Source organism: Nocardia sp. NPDC056564 (assembly GCF_042793755.1).
GTDB lineage: Bacteria > Actinomycetota > Actinomycetes > Mycobacteriales > Mycobacteriaceae > Nocardia.
Genome location: NZ_JBHTUR010000018.1, coordinates 124,884 through 140,937, shown reverse-complemented (window position 1 = coordinate 140,937; position 16,054 = coordinate 124,884). Strand labels below are relative to the sequence as shown.

General features: G+C 69.4%; 11 protein-coding genes. 6 read left to right on the top strand and 5 right to left on the bottom strand.

What is annotated here, in order from left to right; genetic code table 11:
- Positions 1 to 33 precede the first annotated feature (33 nt).
- Positions 34 to 1,809, bottom strand: coding sequence for an FAD-dependent oxidoreductase (locus ACFQ9K_RS34235; RefSeq protein WP_378719356.1), 1,776 nt, complete (start codon positions 1,807 to 1,809; stop codon positions 34 to 36).
- A gap of 219 nt (positions 1,810 to 2,028) precedes the next feature.
- Positions 2,029 to 2,976: an EamA family transporter gene (locus ACFQ9K_RS34230; RefSeq protein WP_378719354.1), complete on the bottom strand. Its 948-nt coding sequence runs from the start codon at positions 2,974 to 2,976 to the stop codon at positions 2,029 to 2,031.
- Between the two features lie 145 nt (positions 2,977 to 3,121).
- Here ACFQ9K_RS34230 and ACFQ9K_RS34225 point away from each other — a divergent pair, with 145 nt between their 5' ends.
- Both ACFQ9K_RS34225 and ACFQ9K_RS34220 read left to right on the top strand, forming a co-directional pair.
- A complete protein-coding gene (locus ACFQ9K_RS34225) occupies positions 3,122 to 4,051 on the top strand; it encodes a LysR family transcriptional regulator (RefSeq protein ID WP_378719353.1) in 930 nt (309 codons plus the stop codon).
- A gap of 255 nt (positions 4,052 to 4,306) precedes the next feature.
- Complete coding sequence (locus ACFQ9K_RS34220) at positions 4,307 to 5,566, top strand: KasA/KasB family beta-ketoacyl-ACP synthase (protein WP_378719351.1); 1,260 nt, start codon at positions 4,307 to 4,309, stop codon at positions 5,564 to 5,566.
- A 60-nt stretch (positions 5,567 to 5,626) separates the two neighbouring features.
- Here ACFQ9K_RS34220 and ACFQ9K_RS34215 read toward each other — a convergent pair whose 3' ends face one another.
- Positions 5,627 to 7,084, bottom strand: coding sequence for an AAA family ATPase (locus ACFQ9K_RS34215; protein ID WP_378719402.1), 1,458 nt, complete (start codon positions 7,082 to 7,084; stop codon positions 5,627 to 5,629).
- Positions 7,085 to 7,589: 505 nt separating this feature from the next.
- Complete coding sequence (gene leuA, locus ACFQ9K_RS34210) at positions 7,590 to 9,383, bottom strand: 2-isopropylmalate synthase (protein WP_378719349.1); 1,794 nt, start codon at positions 9,381 to 9,383, stop codon at positions 7,590 to 7,592.
- A 267-nt stretch (positions 9,384 to 9,650) separates the two neighbouring features.
- Between leuA and ACFQ9K_RS34205 the strand changes: the two genes are divergently transcribed.
- The 4 genes from ACFQ9K_RS34205 (at position 9,651) to ACFQ9K_RS34190 (ending at position 14,855) form a co-directional block, all read left to right on the top strand.
- Positions 9,651 to 10,418 (top strand): sulfite exporter TauE/SafE family protein, encoded by a 768-nt coding sequence (locus ACFQ9K_RS34205; protein WP_378719347.1) that lies wholly within the window; start codon positions 9,651 to 9,653, stop codon positions 10,416 to 10,418.
- A gap of 78 nt (positions 10,419 to 10,496) precedes the next feature.
- The gene (locus ACFQ9K_RS34200; protein WP_378719345.1) at positions 10,497 to 12,116 is read left to right on the top strand and encodes an alpha/beta fold hydrolase; all 1,620 of its coding nucleotides are present in this window, start codon (positions 10,497 to 10,499) and stop codon (positions 12,114 to 12,116) included.
- 204 nt (positions 12,117 to 12,320) lie between these two features.
- On the top strand, positions 12,321 to 13,943 hold the full coding sequence (locus ACFQ9K_RS34195; RefSeq protein WP_378719344.1) for a GMC oxidoreductase: 1,623 nt from the start codon (positions 12,321 to 12,323) through the stop codon (positions 13,941 to 13,943).
- A 69-nt stretch (positions 13,944 to 14,012) separates the two neighbouring features.
- Positions 14,013 to 14,855, top strand: coding sequence for an ion transporter (locus tag ACFQ9K_RS34190; RefSeq protein WP_378725295.1), 843 nt, complete (start codon positions 14,013 to 14,015; stop codon positions 14,853 to 14,855).
- Here the strand turns inward: ACFQ9K_RS34190 and ACFQ9K_RS34185 are convergent.
- Positions 14,833 to 16,044 carry a low temperature requirement protein A gene (locus tag ACFQ9K_RS34185; RefSeq protein ID WP_378725293.1) on the bottom strand — a complete coding sequence of 404 codons (1,212 nt, stop codon included), beginning with the start codon at positions 16,042 to 16,044 and terminating at the stop codon, positions 14,833 to 14,835. The two genes, ACFQ9K_RS34190 and ACFQ9K_RS34185, sit on opposite strands and share 23 nt — an antisense overlap.
- Between the last annotated feature and the right edge of the window lie 10 nt (positions 16,045 to 16,054).

The window sequence follows — 16,054 nt, the reverse complement described above, 5'->3', positions numbered from 1 at the left end:
GGAGCGCGGTGCGCCGCCGGGAGATCGATCACATCAGATCTGCACGTCGAACAGGTTGGGCTGACCGGCGGCGTAGCGGTCCGCGTCCATCTGGCGCAGCGGCTCGAGTTCGGTCGCGCGGTAGAGCGTGTACATCCGGCAGCGTTCGGCGTCCGAGCCGGACACGTCGAGCAGCGCGTTCACCGCCGCCCGCGCCGACTCGTTCGCGCCCTCCATGGTCGCCAGGTCGACATTGGTGCGGACGTAATCGCCCGCCAGGAACAGGTTTTCGAGTGCGCCGTGCGGCTCCGGCCGGAACTCCCAGGAGCCGGCGGTGTTGATCAGCAGCGGGTCGGCGTTGGCGTTGCGGTGCGGCCCCTCCTGCCAGGTGATGCCGGGGTCGAGGTGCCAGGAGTGCAGGTCGGCGTCGCGCAGCACGTCGCCGCGGTCGTTGAGGTGGGCCGCGATCTGCGCCCACACCTCGCGGGCGATCTCGTCGTGGGTGCACTCCTTGGCCGGCTTGCCGTACAGCATGCCCGGGGTGTTCCAGTCGGAGATGTCGACCGACAGGCAGTCCTGCACGGAGCCGTCGCCGAAGTCGGTGAATTTGCGCGCCCACACCTGGTTTTGATTGATCGAGGTGAGCGCCCACGGGGCATCGATGTAGGCGGTGTGGCCGCGCGAGATGTCCGCGGGCCTGCGCAGATAGAACTGGAGGCCGTTCATCCAGTCGGAGAAGAGCCGGTCCATCGCGGCCAGCTCGGGGCGCACCGCCAGCACGTCCTTCGACCACAGGGCGCGCGCCTGTTCGGCGGGCACGGCGACCACGAAGTAGTCGGCATCGATGCTGCGTTGCGTGCCGGACCTGTCCACGATCCTCGCCGCGGTGATCCGGCCGTCGCGCACGTCGAGCCCGCGCACCTCGGCGCCGAGCTCGAAGCGCACGCCCAGTTCGCGCATCCGCTGCAGCCACGGCTCGATCCAGACGGCGTTGGTCGGCCCGTTCAGCACCCGGTCGAGGCCGCCGTCGTTGCCGATCTCGGCCGGGTTGCCGAGGAACTGCTCGCCCATGTTGCCGATGGTGCGGACGCTGGCCACGTCCTCCTTCGCGGCGACCATGATGCTCGTCAGCGTGCGCGACAGCAGCGCGCGGAATTCGTGCGAGCGGGCGTTACCGCCGACGTAGTCGCGCCAGGACGTGTGCTCCCACTGGCCGAGCCTGCGGGCGTCGCAGCTGCTGTTGAACACGAGCAGGCGGTTGGCGAAGTAGAGGCCCTCGTTGACCGGCATGTGCAGCGTGGTGGAGATCGTGGCGCCGAGGGTCTCGCGGAAGCTGTCCGGGGTGAACCCGGTGCGGGCGCGCGGGCCGAGCGGCAGCCGGAAGTCGTCGCCGTCGCGCCGGGCGAAGCGCGCCTCCGGCACCGCGACCAGGTTGTTCCACACGCCGTTCGGGTTGCCCGCGAACGGAATTCGGCGCATGGTGTCCGGCACGTGCTGATAGAAACCGGGAAAGAAGCGGAAGCCGTGCTCGCCGGGTAGGTCCGCCCGGCCCGCGGATCCGGTGCCGGGCACCGGCATGCTGCGCGCCTTGCCGCCCCACGCGCGGCGCTCGAAAATCGTTACCTGGAAGCCGCGTTCGATCAGTTCGTGCGCCGCGGTCAGGCCCGCGACGCCACCGCCGAGCACCGCGACCCGCCTGCCGCCCGGACTACCCGCGGCAGGCCCGGAGCGCAGCGCCCCGGTCGTCAGTGCCCCCGCTGCCGCTACCCCCGCCACAGCCGTTCCGCGAAGCAAGCTTCTTCGCGATACGGTCCACCGATGTTCTGCCATGCGCCGCACTGTGCCTAGCCTCGGGACCTTAGTTACATGTTGTCACTACTGTAAAGCGGCAGGTCCGCACCGGCGTACCCGCCCTGTGCCTGGTCCGAGGTGAAGGCTGATTCGGTCGGCGGATGTGAGCATAGCGATATCCGGAATCGGATCGGCAAACCTGTGCCGAAGGTTTCCCGAACCCGTTGGTACACATAACTATCCGCGCGGCCTGCGGGATCAGGCCTTGACGAGTTCCGGGGTGCCCGCGGCCGCGTCGAGTTCCGCGGCCTGCGCCCGGTCGACCTTCGAGCGCTTGCCCGCGGTCGCGGCGAACGCGCCCCCGATGACGATCACGCCGCCGAGCAGTGACAGCGGTGTCGGCGTCTCGTGCAGGAACGCCCATGCCGCGGCGATGCCGACCACCGGAACCAGCAGCGTGAACGGTGCGACGACGCCCGCCGGGTAGCGGCTCATCAGGTAGGTCCACATGCCGCTGCCGACCACCGTGGCGAGCAGGGCGGTGTAAGCCACCGCGGCCAGCGCGGGCCAGCCCGCCGCGGAGAAGGAATCGGCGATCGCGTGCAGGCCGGTGGTCGGGCCCTCGGTCGCGGCGGACAGCGCGAACATCGGCAGCGGCGGCACGACGGCGATCCACAGCGTCAGGTGCATGGTGTTGAGGCCGGGTGCTTCGACGGTGGCCTGCCGCGCGCCGATATTGCCGAACGCCCAGCCCAGCCCGGCGGCCAGGGTCAGCAGCACCGGCAGCAGCGCGGCGTGTTCGAGCCGATCCCAGCCGATCACCGCCATGCCGGTCATCGCCACCGCAATGCCGGCCACCTGCACCGGACGGATCCGCTCGCGCAGGAACAACGCGCCGAGCAGCACGGTGAACGGCGCGGACGACTGCAACACCAGCGAGGCCAGCCCGGTCGGCATGCCCGCGCGCATCGCGGTGAACAGGAACGCGAACTGCAGGATGCCGAAACCGGTGCCGTACAACAGGAGCCAGCGCAGCCGGACCTTCGGGCGGGGGACGAACAGCAGCACCGGGACCGCGATGACCGCGAAGCGCAGCGCGGCGAAGAAGAACGGCGGGAAGTGGTCGAGTCCCGCGCGCAGCGCGAGGAAGTTCAGTCCCCAGAGCAGCACGACAGTCAGTCCGAGCAGGCGATCACGAGCGGTCATGGGACCAATCGTGCGCGGGCCTAACCATCAGAACAATCGAATTAATCTGGACTATTGATGTAGTTTTGCTTCATGATCGACACGGACCGTCCTGCGGGTCTGTCACCAGGGCAAAACCGTGGTTGACCGGCCTACCGGGCCGCCGATGTCGGTCGAGCGGCTCCGGGTGCTGCGCGAATTCGCCGATCGCGGCACCATCGCCGCCGTCGCCGCCGCGCTCTCGATGACCCCCTCCGCGGTCTCGCAGCAGCTCAAGGTGCTGGCCAAGGAGGCGGGGGTCGCGCTGCTCGAACCCGACGGCCGCCGCGTCCGCCTGACCGATGCGGGCCGGGCGCTGGTGGTGCGCGCGGACGAGGTGCTCGCGGCGATGGATCGCGCGGTCGCGGAGATGGCCAACTATCGCGGCTCCCCGCGCGGCCGGGTCAGGGTCGCGCTGTTCCCCTCGGCAGGCTCGCTGCTGCTGCCGCTGGTGCTGTCCGCGCTCGCGGGCAGCGGGGTCGACCTCGTCGCGAGCGACGTGGACCTGCCGCCGTCCGAAGTCACCCGGCTGCTGGCCGATTTCGACGTGGTGCTCACCCATCGCGACGAGCGCGCGGCGCCGATCGCCGACCCGCGGATCGCGGTCCGCCTGCTCATGCGCGAACCCATCGATGTCGTGGTGGCGCCGTTCCATCGGCTGGCCGGCCACGACTCGGTGATCCCCGGGGAACTGGCCGACGAGACCTGGCTGAGCGTGCGCGGCGGCTACCCGATCGACGACGTGCTCCGCTCGATCGCCACCCAGACCGGCGTGCAGCCGCGAATAGCCCAGCGGCTGAACGACTTCCGGGTCATCGAGGCGTTGGTCATCAGCGGGTACGGCGTCTCGTTGATGCCGCGCTACTCGGTGTCGCACCCGGACCTGTCGCTGCTGCGTCTCACCGGAGTCCGCGCGGCCCGCATGTTCGAGCTGGCCACCCGCCCCAGGGCCGAACGCAGCCCGGCGATCGCCGCGGTGCTGGCCGCCTTCCACGATGCCGCGGCGAGCGTGGTCGCGGAGTCCGGGCCGCGGTCTACGGCGCAGCGGGAGCAGTGATTTCGGCGTCGCGTCGAGTTGTCGGCTTTCCACAGCGGGCCCCGGGGTGGTCGACATGGTGTGACGCGAAGGCACTGGTACGGGAGTCGGGGGCGGAGCCTAAGCGGCCGACTGTTGTTGCGTCGTTGGCACATTCTCACAATTCCTGGGCGGGTCCTGTGAGAGTTCCGCACATGTCGCCGTCCGGTTCGGCCAAATAGATTGCTGGACAGGCTTTCCGCGTGGTGCGGCTCGACGAAAGGACACGCGACGGCAATGCGTGATATCACCCAGTTCTCAACGCGCAACGGAGGATTCCGCAGCGTGGTGGTGACCGCGGTGGAGGTTTCCTCTGCCCTCGGCGCGGACGCGGAGTCCACCTGGAAGGGGTTGCTGGCGGGGGAAAGCGGGGTGCGGGTGCTCGACGATCCGGAGGTCGAGAGCACTGGGCTGCCGATCAATATCGGGGCGACGTTCAAGAGCGATCCGACCGCCGAGCTCGACCGGATCAAGAAGCGGCGCATGTCCTACGTCCAGCAGGTGGCCTATGTGATGGGCAAGCGGATTTGGCAGACGCTCGGCGCGCCGGAGGTGGATCAGGACCGGCTCGGCATCTCGATCGGGACCGGGGTCGGCGGCGCGGAGGTGATCGTCGACTCGAACGACATCATGCGCGATCAGGGGTACCGCAAGGTCTCGCCGTTCGCGATCCCGATGGCCATGCCGAACGGGCCTGCCGCGGTGCTCGGACTCGAGCTCGGCGCGCGGGCGAGCGTGGTCACGCCGGTGTCGGCGTGCTCCTCGGGCTGTGAGTCGCTGGTGCACGCGTGGCGGTCGATCATCCTCGGCGAGGCCGACATCATCGTCGCGGGCGGCGTCGAGGGGCGGATCAATGCCCTTGCGCTGGCAGGCTTTACGAATATGCGCGCGCTCAGTGCGCGGGTCGCGGAGCCCGAACGCGCGTCGCGGCCGTTCGATCGCGATCGGGACGGTTTCGTCTTCGGTGAGTCCGCGGCATTGCTCGTGCTGGAGGCCGAGGAGCACGCGTTGGCGCGCGGCGCCCGGCCGCTGGCCCGGTTGCTCGGCGCGGGGCTGACGGCCGACGGCTACCACCTGGTCGCCCCGGATCCGGAGGGGCGCGGCAACGCCAGGGCCATGCGGCGCGCGTTGGCGACCGCCGGCGTCGACGGCGCGGACGTCGACCACGTCAACGCGCACGCCACCGGAACCCCCTTCGGAGATCTGGCCGAGGCCAAGGGAATCGAGGCCGCGATCGGTAAGCACCCCGCGGTCTACGCGCCCAAATCCGCGCTCGGGCACTCGGTCGGCGCGGTCGGTGCGCTGGAGGCGGCGATCTCGGTGCTGAGCCTGCGCGACGGCGTGATCCCGCCGACGCTGAACCTCGACAACCAGGACGCCGACATCGCCCTCGACATCGTCAGCGGCACCGCGCGATACACCGATGTCCAGTACGTAATGAACAATTCGTACGGCTTCGGCGGCCACAACGCGGCAGTCCTGTTCGGTAAGTACTAGTCCGTAAAAACACTGCGGCCCGGCGCGAGATACGCCGGGCCGCAATACTTTTCGATTGTTCTAGTGTCCCATCGGGCCGGGGTGGTGGTACTGCTGCGCGCCGACATAACCGAAGTCGTCGGCGACCATCGCGGCCAGTTCCAGCAGGGCCCGCCGGGTCGGCTTGCTGACCAGCTCCAGGTCGATCTCCGCGCCCTCGGCGAGGTGATCGTCGAACGGCACCACCTGAACCGCGCGGGTGCGGTCGAGGAAGAGCTTGCGCAGCTGGTCGAGGTCTACCGTGGACGCGCCGCGGCGGGAGGCGTTGACCACGACGACGGTGCGCTCGACGAGCTTGCCGTAGCCGTGGTGGTCGAGCCAGTCCAGCGTGGCCGAGGCGCTGCGCGCGCCGTCGATCGCGGGCGAGGTGACCAGCACGAGCGAGCTGGCCATGTCCAGCACGCCGGCCATGGCCGAGTGCATCAGGCCGGTGCCGCAGTCGGTCAGGATGATGTTGTAGAACGACTGCAGGATGCCGATCGCCTTGCGGTAGTCGGCCTCGCTGAACGCCTCCGAAACGGCCGGATCCTGTTCGCTGGCAAGCACTTCCAGTCGGCTCGGCGCCTGTGAGGTGTGCGCCCGCACGTCGGAGTACCGGCTGATGTGCTGGTCTTCGAGCAGGTTGCGCACGGTGGAGCGGGTCTGACGCGGCACCCGGTGGGCGAGCGTGCCGAGGTCCGGGTTGGCGTCGATCGCGATCACCCGGTCGCCGCGCAGCGACGCGAACGTCGAGCCGAGGCCGACCGTGGTGGTGGTCTTGCCGACGCCGCCCTTGAGTGACAGGATCGCGATCCGGTAGTCGCCGCGCACCGGCTGGTTCACCCGGTCGACCAGGTCGCGATAGACGACATCGGCCGCGGACTCGCCGGGGTTGAGCACGCCGCCGGTGGCCTTGTGCACCGCCCGCCGCCAACCGCTGCGTGGTGCGCGCCGGGCGCGCTTGAGCAGGTTCAGGTCGTTGACCGAGTGGCCCGGCTGGCCCGGCGCGGGCACATGCTGCGGCTGGAACGGCTGCGACGGCTGATGCGGGTTCGGCCCACCCTGCCAGCTCGGCGGCGGCACCTGGCCCATCGGCGGTCCGGGCGGCTGCTGGCCCATCGGCGCGGGCGGCGGCTGATACGCGGGCGGCGGTTGGTGGGTCACCGGCGGGGGCGGCGGCGCCCAGCTGTAGATCGGCGCGGCGGGCTGATCGGGTTGCGGCGCAGCGGCTTCGGCGGGTTCCTGCGGCACCCGGCGGACCAGGCCGTCGGGGCCGATCTCCTGCCGGTATTCGCCGCCGTAGCCGGGGTGCTGCGGCTCGGGCGCGATCTGATGGCTGCCGCTGTGCGCGGCGATCGGCGGGTACTGGCCGGTCTGATACGGCTCATATGCGCCAGTGGGCGCGAACGCTCCGGCGCTCGGCGGCGCGTAGCCGCCGTACTGCTCGGCGGGGGCGGGCGGCGCGAAACCCTCGGGCGGGCCGTAGGACTGCGGCGGCATCGAGGACTGCGGGTAGGACACCGTCTGATCCGTCGAGCCGCTGAAGTCGGGCTCGGCCGGTTCCGGCTCCGGCTTGTCCGGCGCTTCGACGGTCTCGGACTCCGCCACTTCCACGTCGCCGGGCTGCTCGGCCGACGGGTCGGCGGCTTGCTCCGACTCGGCGCCATCGGCCGTGTCCACCGACTGGCTCTGCAGCCAGGGCGGTGAGGTCGGGTTGTGGTCGTTAGTTGTCACAGTTCCCCCATCTGCTCGGGACTACGAGCAGAGAGCTCGGCGCTTGAGTGCGAAACCAACGCTAGCACGGGGTTCGCGGGCTCGCGTCGCGGTATGAGGAGCGGACGCGCCCGGATGACACGCCGCCGATATCTGGTCTCCGACAGCAAGATCGAGAGCCGGGTGTGCGGTCGATCGACGACCACCACACCCGGCTCTACCGTACTCGACCTGCGCTATCGGCGTGCTCGGTTGGCCGAGGAGACCAGCGCGCGCCCCGCCGGGGTTGCGCTCAGTGTGCTCGGTTCACCGCGGAGACGACCGCGCGCAATGACGCGGTGGTGATGGAGGTGGCGATGCCGACGCCCCACACCACCTTGTCGCCGATCGCGCACTCCACGTAGGCGGCGGCCTGCGCGTCGTCACCGGCGGACATGGCGTGCTCGGAGTAGTCCAGCACGCGTACGTCGAAGCCGACCGTGGCGATCGCGTCGATGAACGCGGCCAGCGGGCCGTTGCCGGTGCCGGTGATCTCCTGTTCGACCCCGTCCACCTTCACCACCACGGAGATGGTGTCGGTGCCGCCGTCGGTCTCGGACGCGGTGACCTTCTGCCGGATCCGTTCCAGCGGCCGGATCGGGCTCAGGTACTCGGCGGCGAAGACGTCCCACATCTCCTTCGGCGTGACCTCACCGCCCTCGCCGTCGGTGATCCGCTGGACCGCCTGGGAGAACTCGATCTGCAACCGGCGCGGCAGCGCCAGGCCGTGATCGGTCTTCATGATGTACGCGACGCCGCCCTTGCCGGACTGCGAGTTCACCCGGATGACCGCCTCGTACGTGCGCCCGACGTCCTTCGGGTCGATCGGCAGATACGGCACCGCCCAGATCATGTCGTCGACATCGGAGTCCGCGTCGTCGGCCGCGACCTTCATCGCGTCCAGGCCCTTGTTGATCGCGTCCTGGTGGCTGCCGGAGAACGCGGTGTAGACCAGGTCGCCGCCGTACGGGTGGCGCTCGGCGACCGCCAGCTGGTTGCAGTACTCGACCGTGCGGCGGATCTCGTCGATGTCGGAGAAGTTGATCTGCGGGTCGACGCCGCGGGAGAACAGGTTCATGCCCAGCGTGACCAGGCAGACGTTGCCGGTGCGCTCGCCGTTGCCGAACAGGCAGCCCTCGATCCGGTCCGCGCCGGCCTGGTAGCCCAGCTCGGCGGCGGCCACCGCGGTGCCGCGGTCGTTGTGCGGGTGCAGCGACAGCACGATCGAGTCGCGGCGGGCCAGGTTGCGGCTCATCCACTCGATCGAGTCGGCATAGACGTTCGGCGTCGCCATCTCGACGGTGGCGGGCAGGTTGATGATCAGCGGCCGGTCCTGGGTCGGCGCGATGATCGCGGAGACCGCGTCGCAGACCTCCTTGGCGTACTCCAGCTCCGTACCGGTGTAGGACTCCGGGCTGTATTGATAGCGCCAGTTGGTGTCGGGGTAGCGCTTCTCGATCTCCAGGCACAGCGCCGCTGCGTCGGTGGCGATCTTCTTGACCGCCGCGCGATCGGCGCGGAAGACCACCTTGCGCTGCAGGATCGAGGTGGAGTTGTAGAAGTGCACGATCACGTTCTGCGCGCCGGCGCAGGCCTCGAAGGTGCGCTCGATCAGCTCGGCGCGACACTGGGTCAGCACCTGGATGGTCACGTCGTCGGGGATCGCGCCGTCCTCGATGATCTCGCGGACGAAGTCGAAATCGGTCTGGCTGGCCGACGGGAAGCCGACCTCGATCTCCTTGTAACCCATCCGCACCAGCAGGTCGAACATGCGGCGCTTGCGGGCCGGGCTCATCGGGTCGATCAGCGCCTGGTTGCCGTCGCGCAGGTCGACCGCGCACCAGCCGGGCGCGACATCGATGATCTTGTCCGGCCAGGTGCGGTCGGGCACGCTGACCGGCTCGACCTCCTCGGCGAACGGGCGGTACCGGAAGGTCGGCATCGAGGAGTTCTTCTGCGCGTTCCACCGGGCCTGATCGGCCGGGGCGGGCTTGGACGGCGGCGTGATGGTGCGCGAGCCGGATACGAAAGCGTCAGCGGGGGACATGGCGATTACTCCGAGGGTGTGGTGTTTCCCAAAGGGTGGGTCGACCGGCGCGGCGAAACCCCGCGACGGGAGCCGGTCCGATCAGACCCCGTCGCGGCGGCTGAGAAGAAGTGCCCGCTGCATGATGTCGGCGAGTTTACCGTGTGGCAATACACCTTGGAACCCCGGTCCCGTAGACCGTTCGACGGACCGTGCCGCTAGCGTTCGAGCGGAGCAAACGCTTGTACGGACGACGCGGTCCGACGGGACGTGGAACGGATTCGACGTATGACTTGGCTGGAACAGCTCGCGGTCTTCGGCGCGGGCATCGGGGCGGGCGGCATCAACGCCGTCGTCGGTTCGGGCACCCTGATCACCTTCCCGGTGCTGCTCGCCTTCGGGCTGCCGCCGGTGACCGCGAACGTGTCCAACACGATCGGCCTGGTACCCGGCTCGCTCAGCGGCGTGCACGGCTATCGCCGGGAACTGGCCGGGCAACGCGAACGGCTGCTGCGCTTCGGCACCGCGTCGCTGCTCGGCGGCATCACCGGCGCGATCCTGCTGCTGGTGCTGCCCGCGACCGCGTTCAAGGCGATCGTGCCGGTGCTGATCATCGCGGCGCTGGTGCTGGTCGTCGTGCAGCCGCGGCTGTCGCGCTGGGTCAAGGGCAGGCGGGACAACGGCGACGGCCCGGCGCCGAAGCACGGCGGCCCGATCCTGCTGGTGGCGATCTTCGCGACCGGCATCTACGGCGGCTACTTCGGCGCCGCGCAGGGCGTGCTGCTGATGGGGCTGCTCGGCGTGTTCGTGCACGACGACATGCAGGTGCTCAACGGCATCAAGAACGTGCTCGCGACCATCGTGAACGGGGTGGCCGCGGTGATCTTCATCGTGATCGCCGACGTGGACTGGCGGGCGGTGCTGTTGATCGCGCTCGGCTCCATCATCGGCGGCCAGTTCGGTGCGAAGATGGGCAGGCGGCTGCCGCCGACCGCGTTGCGCGCGGTCATCGTCGTGGTCGGCCTCATCGCGGTGGTCCGGCTGTTGATGTCCTAGGAGGTGGCGGAGATCTCAGGGTGCAATTCATCCCTGTGGTGGACGACGGCCGTGCCGTTGCGGCACAAGATGTTCGATATGCGTGGGTGGAGGATCGTCGTCGTCGGTGCGCTGGCGGCGACGTTGGTAGCGAGTGGTTGCGGTACGCCGAAGAAGCACGAGCAGGCGGTGGCCGACCTGGTCGCCCAGGCCGATGCCGCGCCGACGCCCCGGCTGGACTGGGCGCCGTGCCAGGAGAAGACCCTGAGCAAGCTGCAATGCGCGACGGCCGCGGTACCGGTCGACTACGCGCACCCGGACGGCCCGACGCTCGGGCTCGCGCTGGTCCGGCAGCCCGCGACCGATCAGTCGCACCGCATCGGCACCCTGTTCAGCGCGGCCGGTGGCCCGGGCGCCTCCGGCATCCACTGGGCGAGCGGCGGTGAGATGTTTCCCGGCGAGCTCGCCCGCCGCTTCGACGTGGTCACCTTCGATCAGCGTGGCGTCGGGCGCAGCTCCCCGGTCCGGTGCTTCGCCGATCCCGAAGCGGAGCAACGGTTCTGGGCCGGGACCTGGATTCCGCCGGTCAATGCCGAGCAGGAGGCCGCGCAGGCGCGGTTCAGCCGGGATCTGTCGGCGGGCTGCGCGGCCAACAGCGCGGCCCTGCTGCCGCATCTGACCACGGTCGACGCCGCGCGCGACCTGGATCTGCTGCGCCGGGCGGTCGGGGACAAGCGGCTGACCTACGAAGGCGGTTCGTACGCAAGCTATCTCGGCGAGGTGTACGGCGCGATCTTCGGCGACCGGGTGCGCGCGCTGAGCCTGAGCTCGATGATCGATCCGGACGCCTACACCTCCGACACCCGCACCGAGGTCGCGGCCGCCGCGGCGGGCACCGACGAGGTGCTCGCCGAGTTCTACCGGCTGTGCGCCCAGGCGGGTCAGCCGCGCTGTGCCTTCGCGGGCGCGAGCAAGCCCGCCGTCGATCCGATCGGCCAGATTCGCAGCGACCAGAAGCCAAGCGGCGGTGACGATTTGCGCGCCCGCGACCTCGCTCTGCTGGACCGGCTGCGGCAGGGGCCGATCACGGTGGGCGAGGGCGAGCGCGCCCGGACGGTCGCCTTCGACGACGTCGTCTCGCCGCACACCCTGATGCTGTACGACCCCGAGCGCGGCTGGCCCGCGCTGGCGCAGCTGCTCGCCGAGCTCGAGCGCGGCGCCGCGGGCAACCCCGATGTCGTGCGCGCGGTCCTCGACGCGAACGCGGTGCCGCCCGGCTTCCTCGACTCGTTCATCGCAATCTCTTGCGCGGACAACACCTTTCCGCGCGATCCGGAGCAATGGCCGGCGATGGCGAAGGAATTGGGCGCCGAGGGTTCGGTGCTCAGTGGCTTCTGGCTGTACCTGCGGCAGTCGTGCGCCTCGTGGCCGTCGCCGCAGGGCGGCTACCCGCAGCGCTACGCCGGTCCGTGGATCCTGCGTTCGGACGTGCCCGCGCTGCTGTTCAACAATCGCTTCGATCCGGTCACGCCGCTGACCGCGGCCCGCAAGGCGCAGCAGGCGCTGGTCAACGCGCGCCTGGTGGTGATCGACGGCGGCTACGGCCACGACACCACCGTCGACTGCACCCGGCGGTTGCAGGAGCGCTACCTCATCGACCAGCAGCTTCCCGCGCCCGGCGCGACCTGCAAGGCCGATCGGGCGCCGTTCGCGGAGTGAGCCGCCGACCCCTTCCGGCCATCTGCCGAAGGCGATGGCGTGGCCTGTTCGTCACGCCGCCGTTGCCGCCGCCGAGCGCGGGCCCGCTGTCATCCGGCGGGACAATGGAAGGGGGACAACGGATGACGGTCCGGCAACGACTGTTCAGCCAGCCGGAATACCGGTAATCTGCGCTCGGCCATGCGTGATGAGGGAGGTGGCTGGGTGCGTAGACGCGCCTTCTTCAAAGCGGCGGGTACGGCCGCACTACTCGGTGCTGTCGCGGGCACGCTGCCGGGCGCCGCACCGGCGTCCGCGGACCCGGTGTGGAACCTGCTGTTCCAGTCGTGGGTACCGGAGATCTTCGCGCCGCTGCCCGACCCGCCCGAGCATTCGCCCGCGATCGTGATCGGTTCCGGCTTCGGCGCCGCGGTCACCGCGCTGCGCCTGGCCGAGGCCGGGGTCGCGAACACGGTGCTCGAGCGCGGGTCGCGCTGGCCCAACGATCCGTGGCGGGAGATCTTCACCGGCGACGACCTGCCGGACGGCCGCGGCTTCTGGCATCGGACGAACTTCACCGGCGTCAGCAAGGTGCCGATGACCTTCGCCAGCTTCGGCGGCGTCCTCGACTGCACCGAATACCCGGGCATCGATGTGTGGCGCGCGGCTGCGGTCGGCGGCGGATCGGTGATCTTCACCGGCGCCATGGTCGCGCCGGAACGCCGGTTCTTCGACCACCTCTTCGGCGGCACGGTCGACTACGGCGAGCTGGACCGCGTCTACTACCCGCGGGTGCGGGAGATGCTGCGCCTCGATTCGATGCCGGGCGACATCTACGCGGCCAAGCCGTTCGCGCACTCCAGGGCCTGGGACGACCAGGTGCGCAAGGCCGGCTACCAGCCGACCCCCAACGATTCGATCTTCAACTGGGACATCCTGCGTGCCGAGCTGGCCGGCGGCTCCAGGGCCTCGGCCACCGCCGCGCGCAGCAACCTCGGCAACTCCAACGGCGCCAAGTTCGACCTCAACCAGAACTACCTGAAGTACGCGGAGGGCACCGGCAAGTCCGCGATCTTCCCCGGCCATCAGGTGGAGTCCATCGCGCAGGAGCCGGGCGGCCGGTACTCGGTGCGGGTGTCGAAGCTGGCGCCGACCGGCGAGGTGCTCGGCACCCGCACGCTCACCTGCGACCGGCTGTTCCTCGGCGCGGGCTCGGTCGGCACCTCGGAGCTGCTGGTGCGCGCGCAGGCGACCGGCGCGCTGCCCAACCTCAACGAGCACATCGGCGACGGCTGGGGGACCAACGGCGACGTGGTGCTCGGCCGGGGCGCGAGCGCGCTGGCCGGTTTCGGCCAGGGCGTGCCGAGCGCGAGCCGGATCTTCGACGACTCCGGCCTGCCGTTGAGCCTGGAGAGCTGGTACATCCCGGGCATTCCGTTCGAGACGGGCGCGCTCGCCTCGCTCGGCATGGTCCTGGACCCGGCCCGCACTCGATTCGGCTACGACGCGGCCACCAACCGGGTCGGGCTGTCCTGGCCGTCACGCAATCGCGACGACATGGTCGCCGCGGCCCGCGCGGTCGATCACCGGATCGCCGAACGAGCCGACGCCGTCCTCGAATACGGCGCCCTCGGCTACGACGCGAACGCGCTGTTCACCGCGCACCCGCTGGGTGGCGCGGTGCTCGGCAGGGCCACCGACGGCTACGGCCGGGTGCACGGGCATCCGGGTCTGTACGTGATGGACGGCGCCGCCATCCCGGGCAGCACGGGCACGGTGAATCCGTCGCTGACCATCGCCGCGCTCGCCGAGCGCAATATCGAGGCCATCATCCGCTCCGGAAAGTAGCGGTCCAGCCGAAGCGCGGTCGTGCCGACTAGTGTCGGCACGACCGTTCGGCGTTGAAGGGACATCCAGGTGACAGCTGCGCGCATCACTCCGGTCAGCGAGGAACTCCCGGAGGGCGATTACCCGCGTAAGCCGCCCGCACTGTGGACCGACTTCGTCATGCTGGCCCTGGCCATCGTGTCGGTGGTGCTGGTCGTCTGGATCACGTTCTTCGACGTGTCCGCGCACACCCATCGCGCGATCGTGATCGTCGACTGGACGATATGCGGAGTGTTCGCGGTCGAGTTCCTGTGGCGCTGGCGCCGCGCGGGCTGGCCGTGGACGTTCCCGTTCGTCTACTGGTACGAGGTCCTCGGCATGATCCCGGTGACCAGCCCGTTCTTCCGCGGCTTCCGGCTGCTGCGGATCGTGGTGATCGTGGTTCGCCTCGGTCGCGTCGCCGACCGCGTGTTCGGCGACCGGATCACCGCCGCGCTGGTCAACCGGTTCGTCCTGACCATCGTGGACACGATCAAGCGGCCGATGACCATCGCGGTGATGGACGAGGTCGCCTCGGTGATGCGCACCGGCCACTACACCCGCAATATCGCCGCGGCGCTCCAGGAGAACCGCGCCGAGATGGACGAGATGATCCTGGAGCTGATCAAGAAGGACCCGCAGGCGGGCCGGGTGCGCTACATCCCGTTCCACGACGACATCATCCGGCTGATCGCCGACACCACCTTCCGCATCCTGTTCCAGGTGCTGGAGGATCCGCGCACCGACGAGCTGGTCTCGGATGTGTTGCGGGAGAACATCGATCAGATCCGGCACGCGGTGCGCCACGATGTCCGGGTGCCGCCGTCCGCGTACGGGCCGACGCCGGCCGAGCACAGCGTCCGGCATCACCTCAGTCGGATACCCCGTGCCTGATCTCCTCGCGCGGCTGCGCGAATCGGATTGTTTCCCAGACGATCAGGATGCCCAGTACCGCGCACAGGATGGCCAGCGAGGCCAAGGCGGGCAGTGCGGCGGCCAGCGGGATCAGCGCGAGCAGCGCGACGATGACGATCACCCGCGGCACGCTGATCTGCCCTGTCGCATAGTGTTTCGCGCCGACCAGCGCGATCAGATACAGCACAACTCCGCCGTACAACGCGAACAACGGAATTCCGTACAACGCGTCTTTCAACGTGTGATGTGACTCGTCGCCGACATAGTAGAGAACCTTCTTCAATCCCAGTGAGAGCGCGATGATTCCGACGATCATCGGGAAATGCCAAAAGGTGTAGGCGCCGCGCGCGATCTTGATCTGCCTGGCGCCGTCCGCGTGGTTCAGCTCGTGTTCGATGGACAGCGCCGCCACGTCGAAATAGGACCACCACAGCAGTCCGGATACCGCGAGTCCGAGCAGCGCGCCCACCGCGATCGGCCAGGAGATAGGCAGCCCGGCCACGCCGATACCGATCGAAACGATCGATTCGCCGAGCGCCACAATGATGATCAATCCGTAGCGTTCGGCGAAATGGGTCACCGAATTCAAGCGCCAGTCGGTACCGGCCAGCAGGGTCCACAGGTAGTCCCCGGCGATCGCGCCGATCCACAGCACGATCTGCACCGTGCCGGAGGTCGTCGCGGCGATCACCAGCAGCGTGGTGCCGATGGCCAGCGAGCCGATCGACCAGCGCAGCACCTGGCCGCGCAACTGCGCGTCCTCGACGCTGGCCAGCCAGAACATCACGACGTGCACCAGCCGCACGACCAGATACGCGATGGCGAAGACCAGCGGGCCGAACCAGCCGCCGGGCAGGTCGTGGAAGGCCTCCGGGATGGTGAGCGCGGCCAGGAACGCGCCGCCCATCGCGACGAACATCGCGACCCTGGCGAAGCCCTCGTCGGCGCGGATCACATTGCCGAGCCAGGAGTAGGCGATCCACAGCCACCACATCACCGCGAGCACCAGAAACGCGCGCAGCATGTTCTTCGCGCTGGTCTCTTCCGCCGCCAGGTCGGTGACCATGGTGAACGCGAAGACGAGCACCAGGTCGAAGAACAGCTCTAGCTGCGTCACCGACTCGCCCTCGGCCACCGCCGTGAGCCGAACCCGTTTGGAACCGATCATGACGCACATC

Bases quoted from the DNA above. Each gene is read 5' to 3' on its own strand.
- ACFQ9K_RS34235 (WP_378719356.1), bottom strand. From the start codon at position 1,809: ATGGCAGAACATCGGTGGACCGTATCGCGAAGAAGCTTGCTTCGCGGA.
- ACFQ9K_RS34230 (WP_378719354.1), bottom strand. From the start codon at position 2,976: ATGACCGCTCGTGATCGCCTGCTCGGACTGACTGTCGTGCTGCTCTGG.
- ACFQ9K_RS34225 (WP_378719353.1), top strand. From the start codon at position 3,122: ATGTCGGTCGAGCGGCTCCGGGTGCTGCGCGAATTCGCCGATCGCGGC.
- ACFQ9K_RS34220 (WP_378719351.1), top strand. From the start codon at position 4,307: ATGCGTGATATCACCCAGTTCTCAACGCGCAACGGAGGATTCCGCAGC.
- ACFQ9K_RS34215 (WP_378719402.1), bottom strand. From the start codon at position 7,084: ATGCCGCCGCAGTCCTACGGCCCGCCCGAGGGTTTCGCGCCGCCCGCC.
- leuA (WP_378719349.1), bottom strand. From the start codon at position 9,383: ATGTCCCCCGCTGACGCTTTCGTATCCGGCTCGCGCACCATCACGCCG.
- ACFQ9K_RS34205 (WP_378719347.1), top strand. From the start codon at position 9,651: ATGACTTGGCTGGAACAGCTCGCGGTCTTCGGCGCGGGCATCGGGGCG.
- ACFQ9K_RS34200 (WP_378719345.1), top strand. From the start codon at position 10,497: ATGCGTGGGTGGAGGATCGTCGTCGTCGGTGCGCTGGCGGCGACGTTG.
- ACFQ9K_RS34185 (WP_378725293.1), bottom strand. From the start codon at position 16,044: ATGATCGGTTCCAAACGGGTTCGGCTCACGGCGGTGGCCGAGGGCGAG.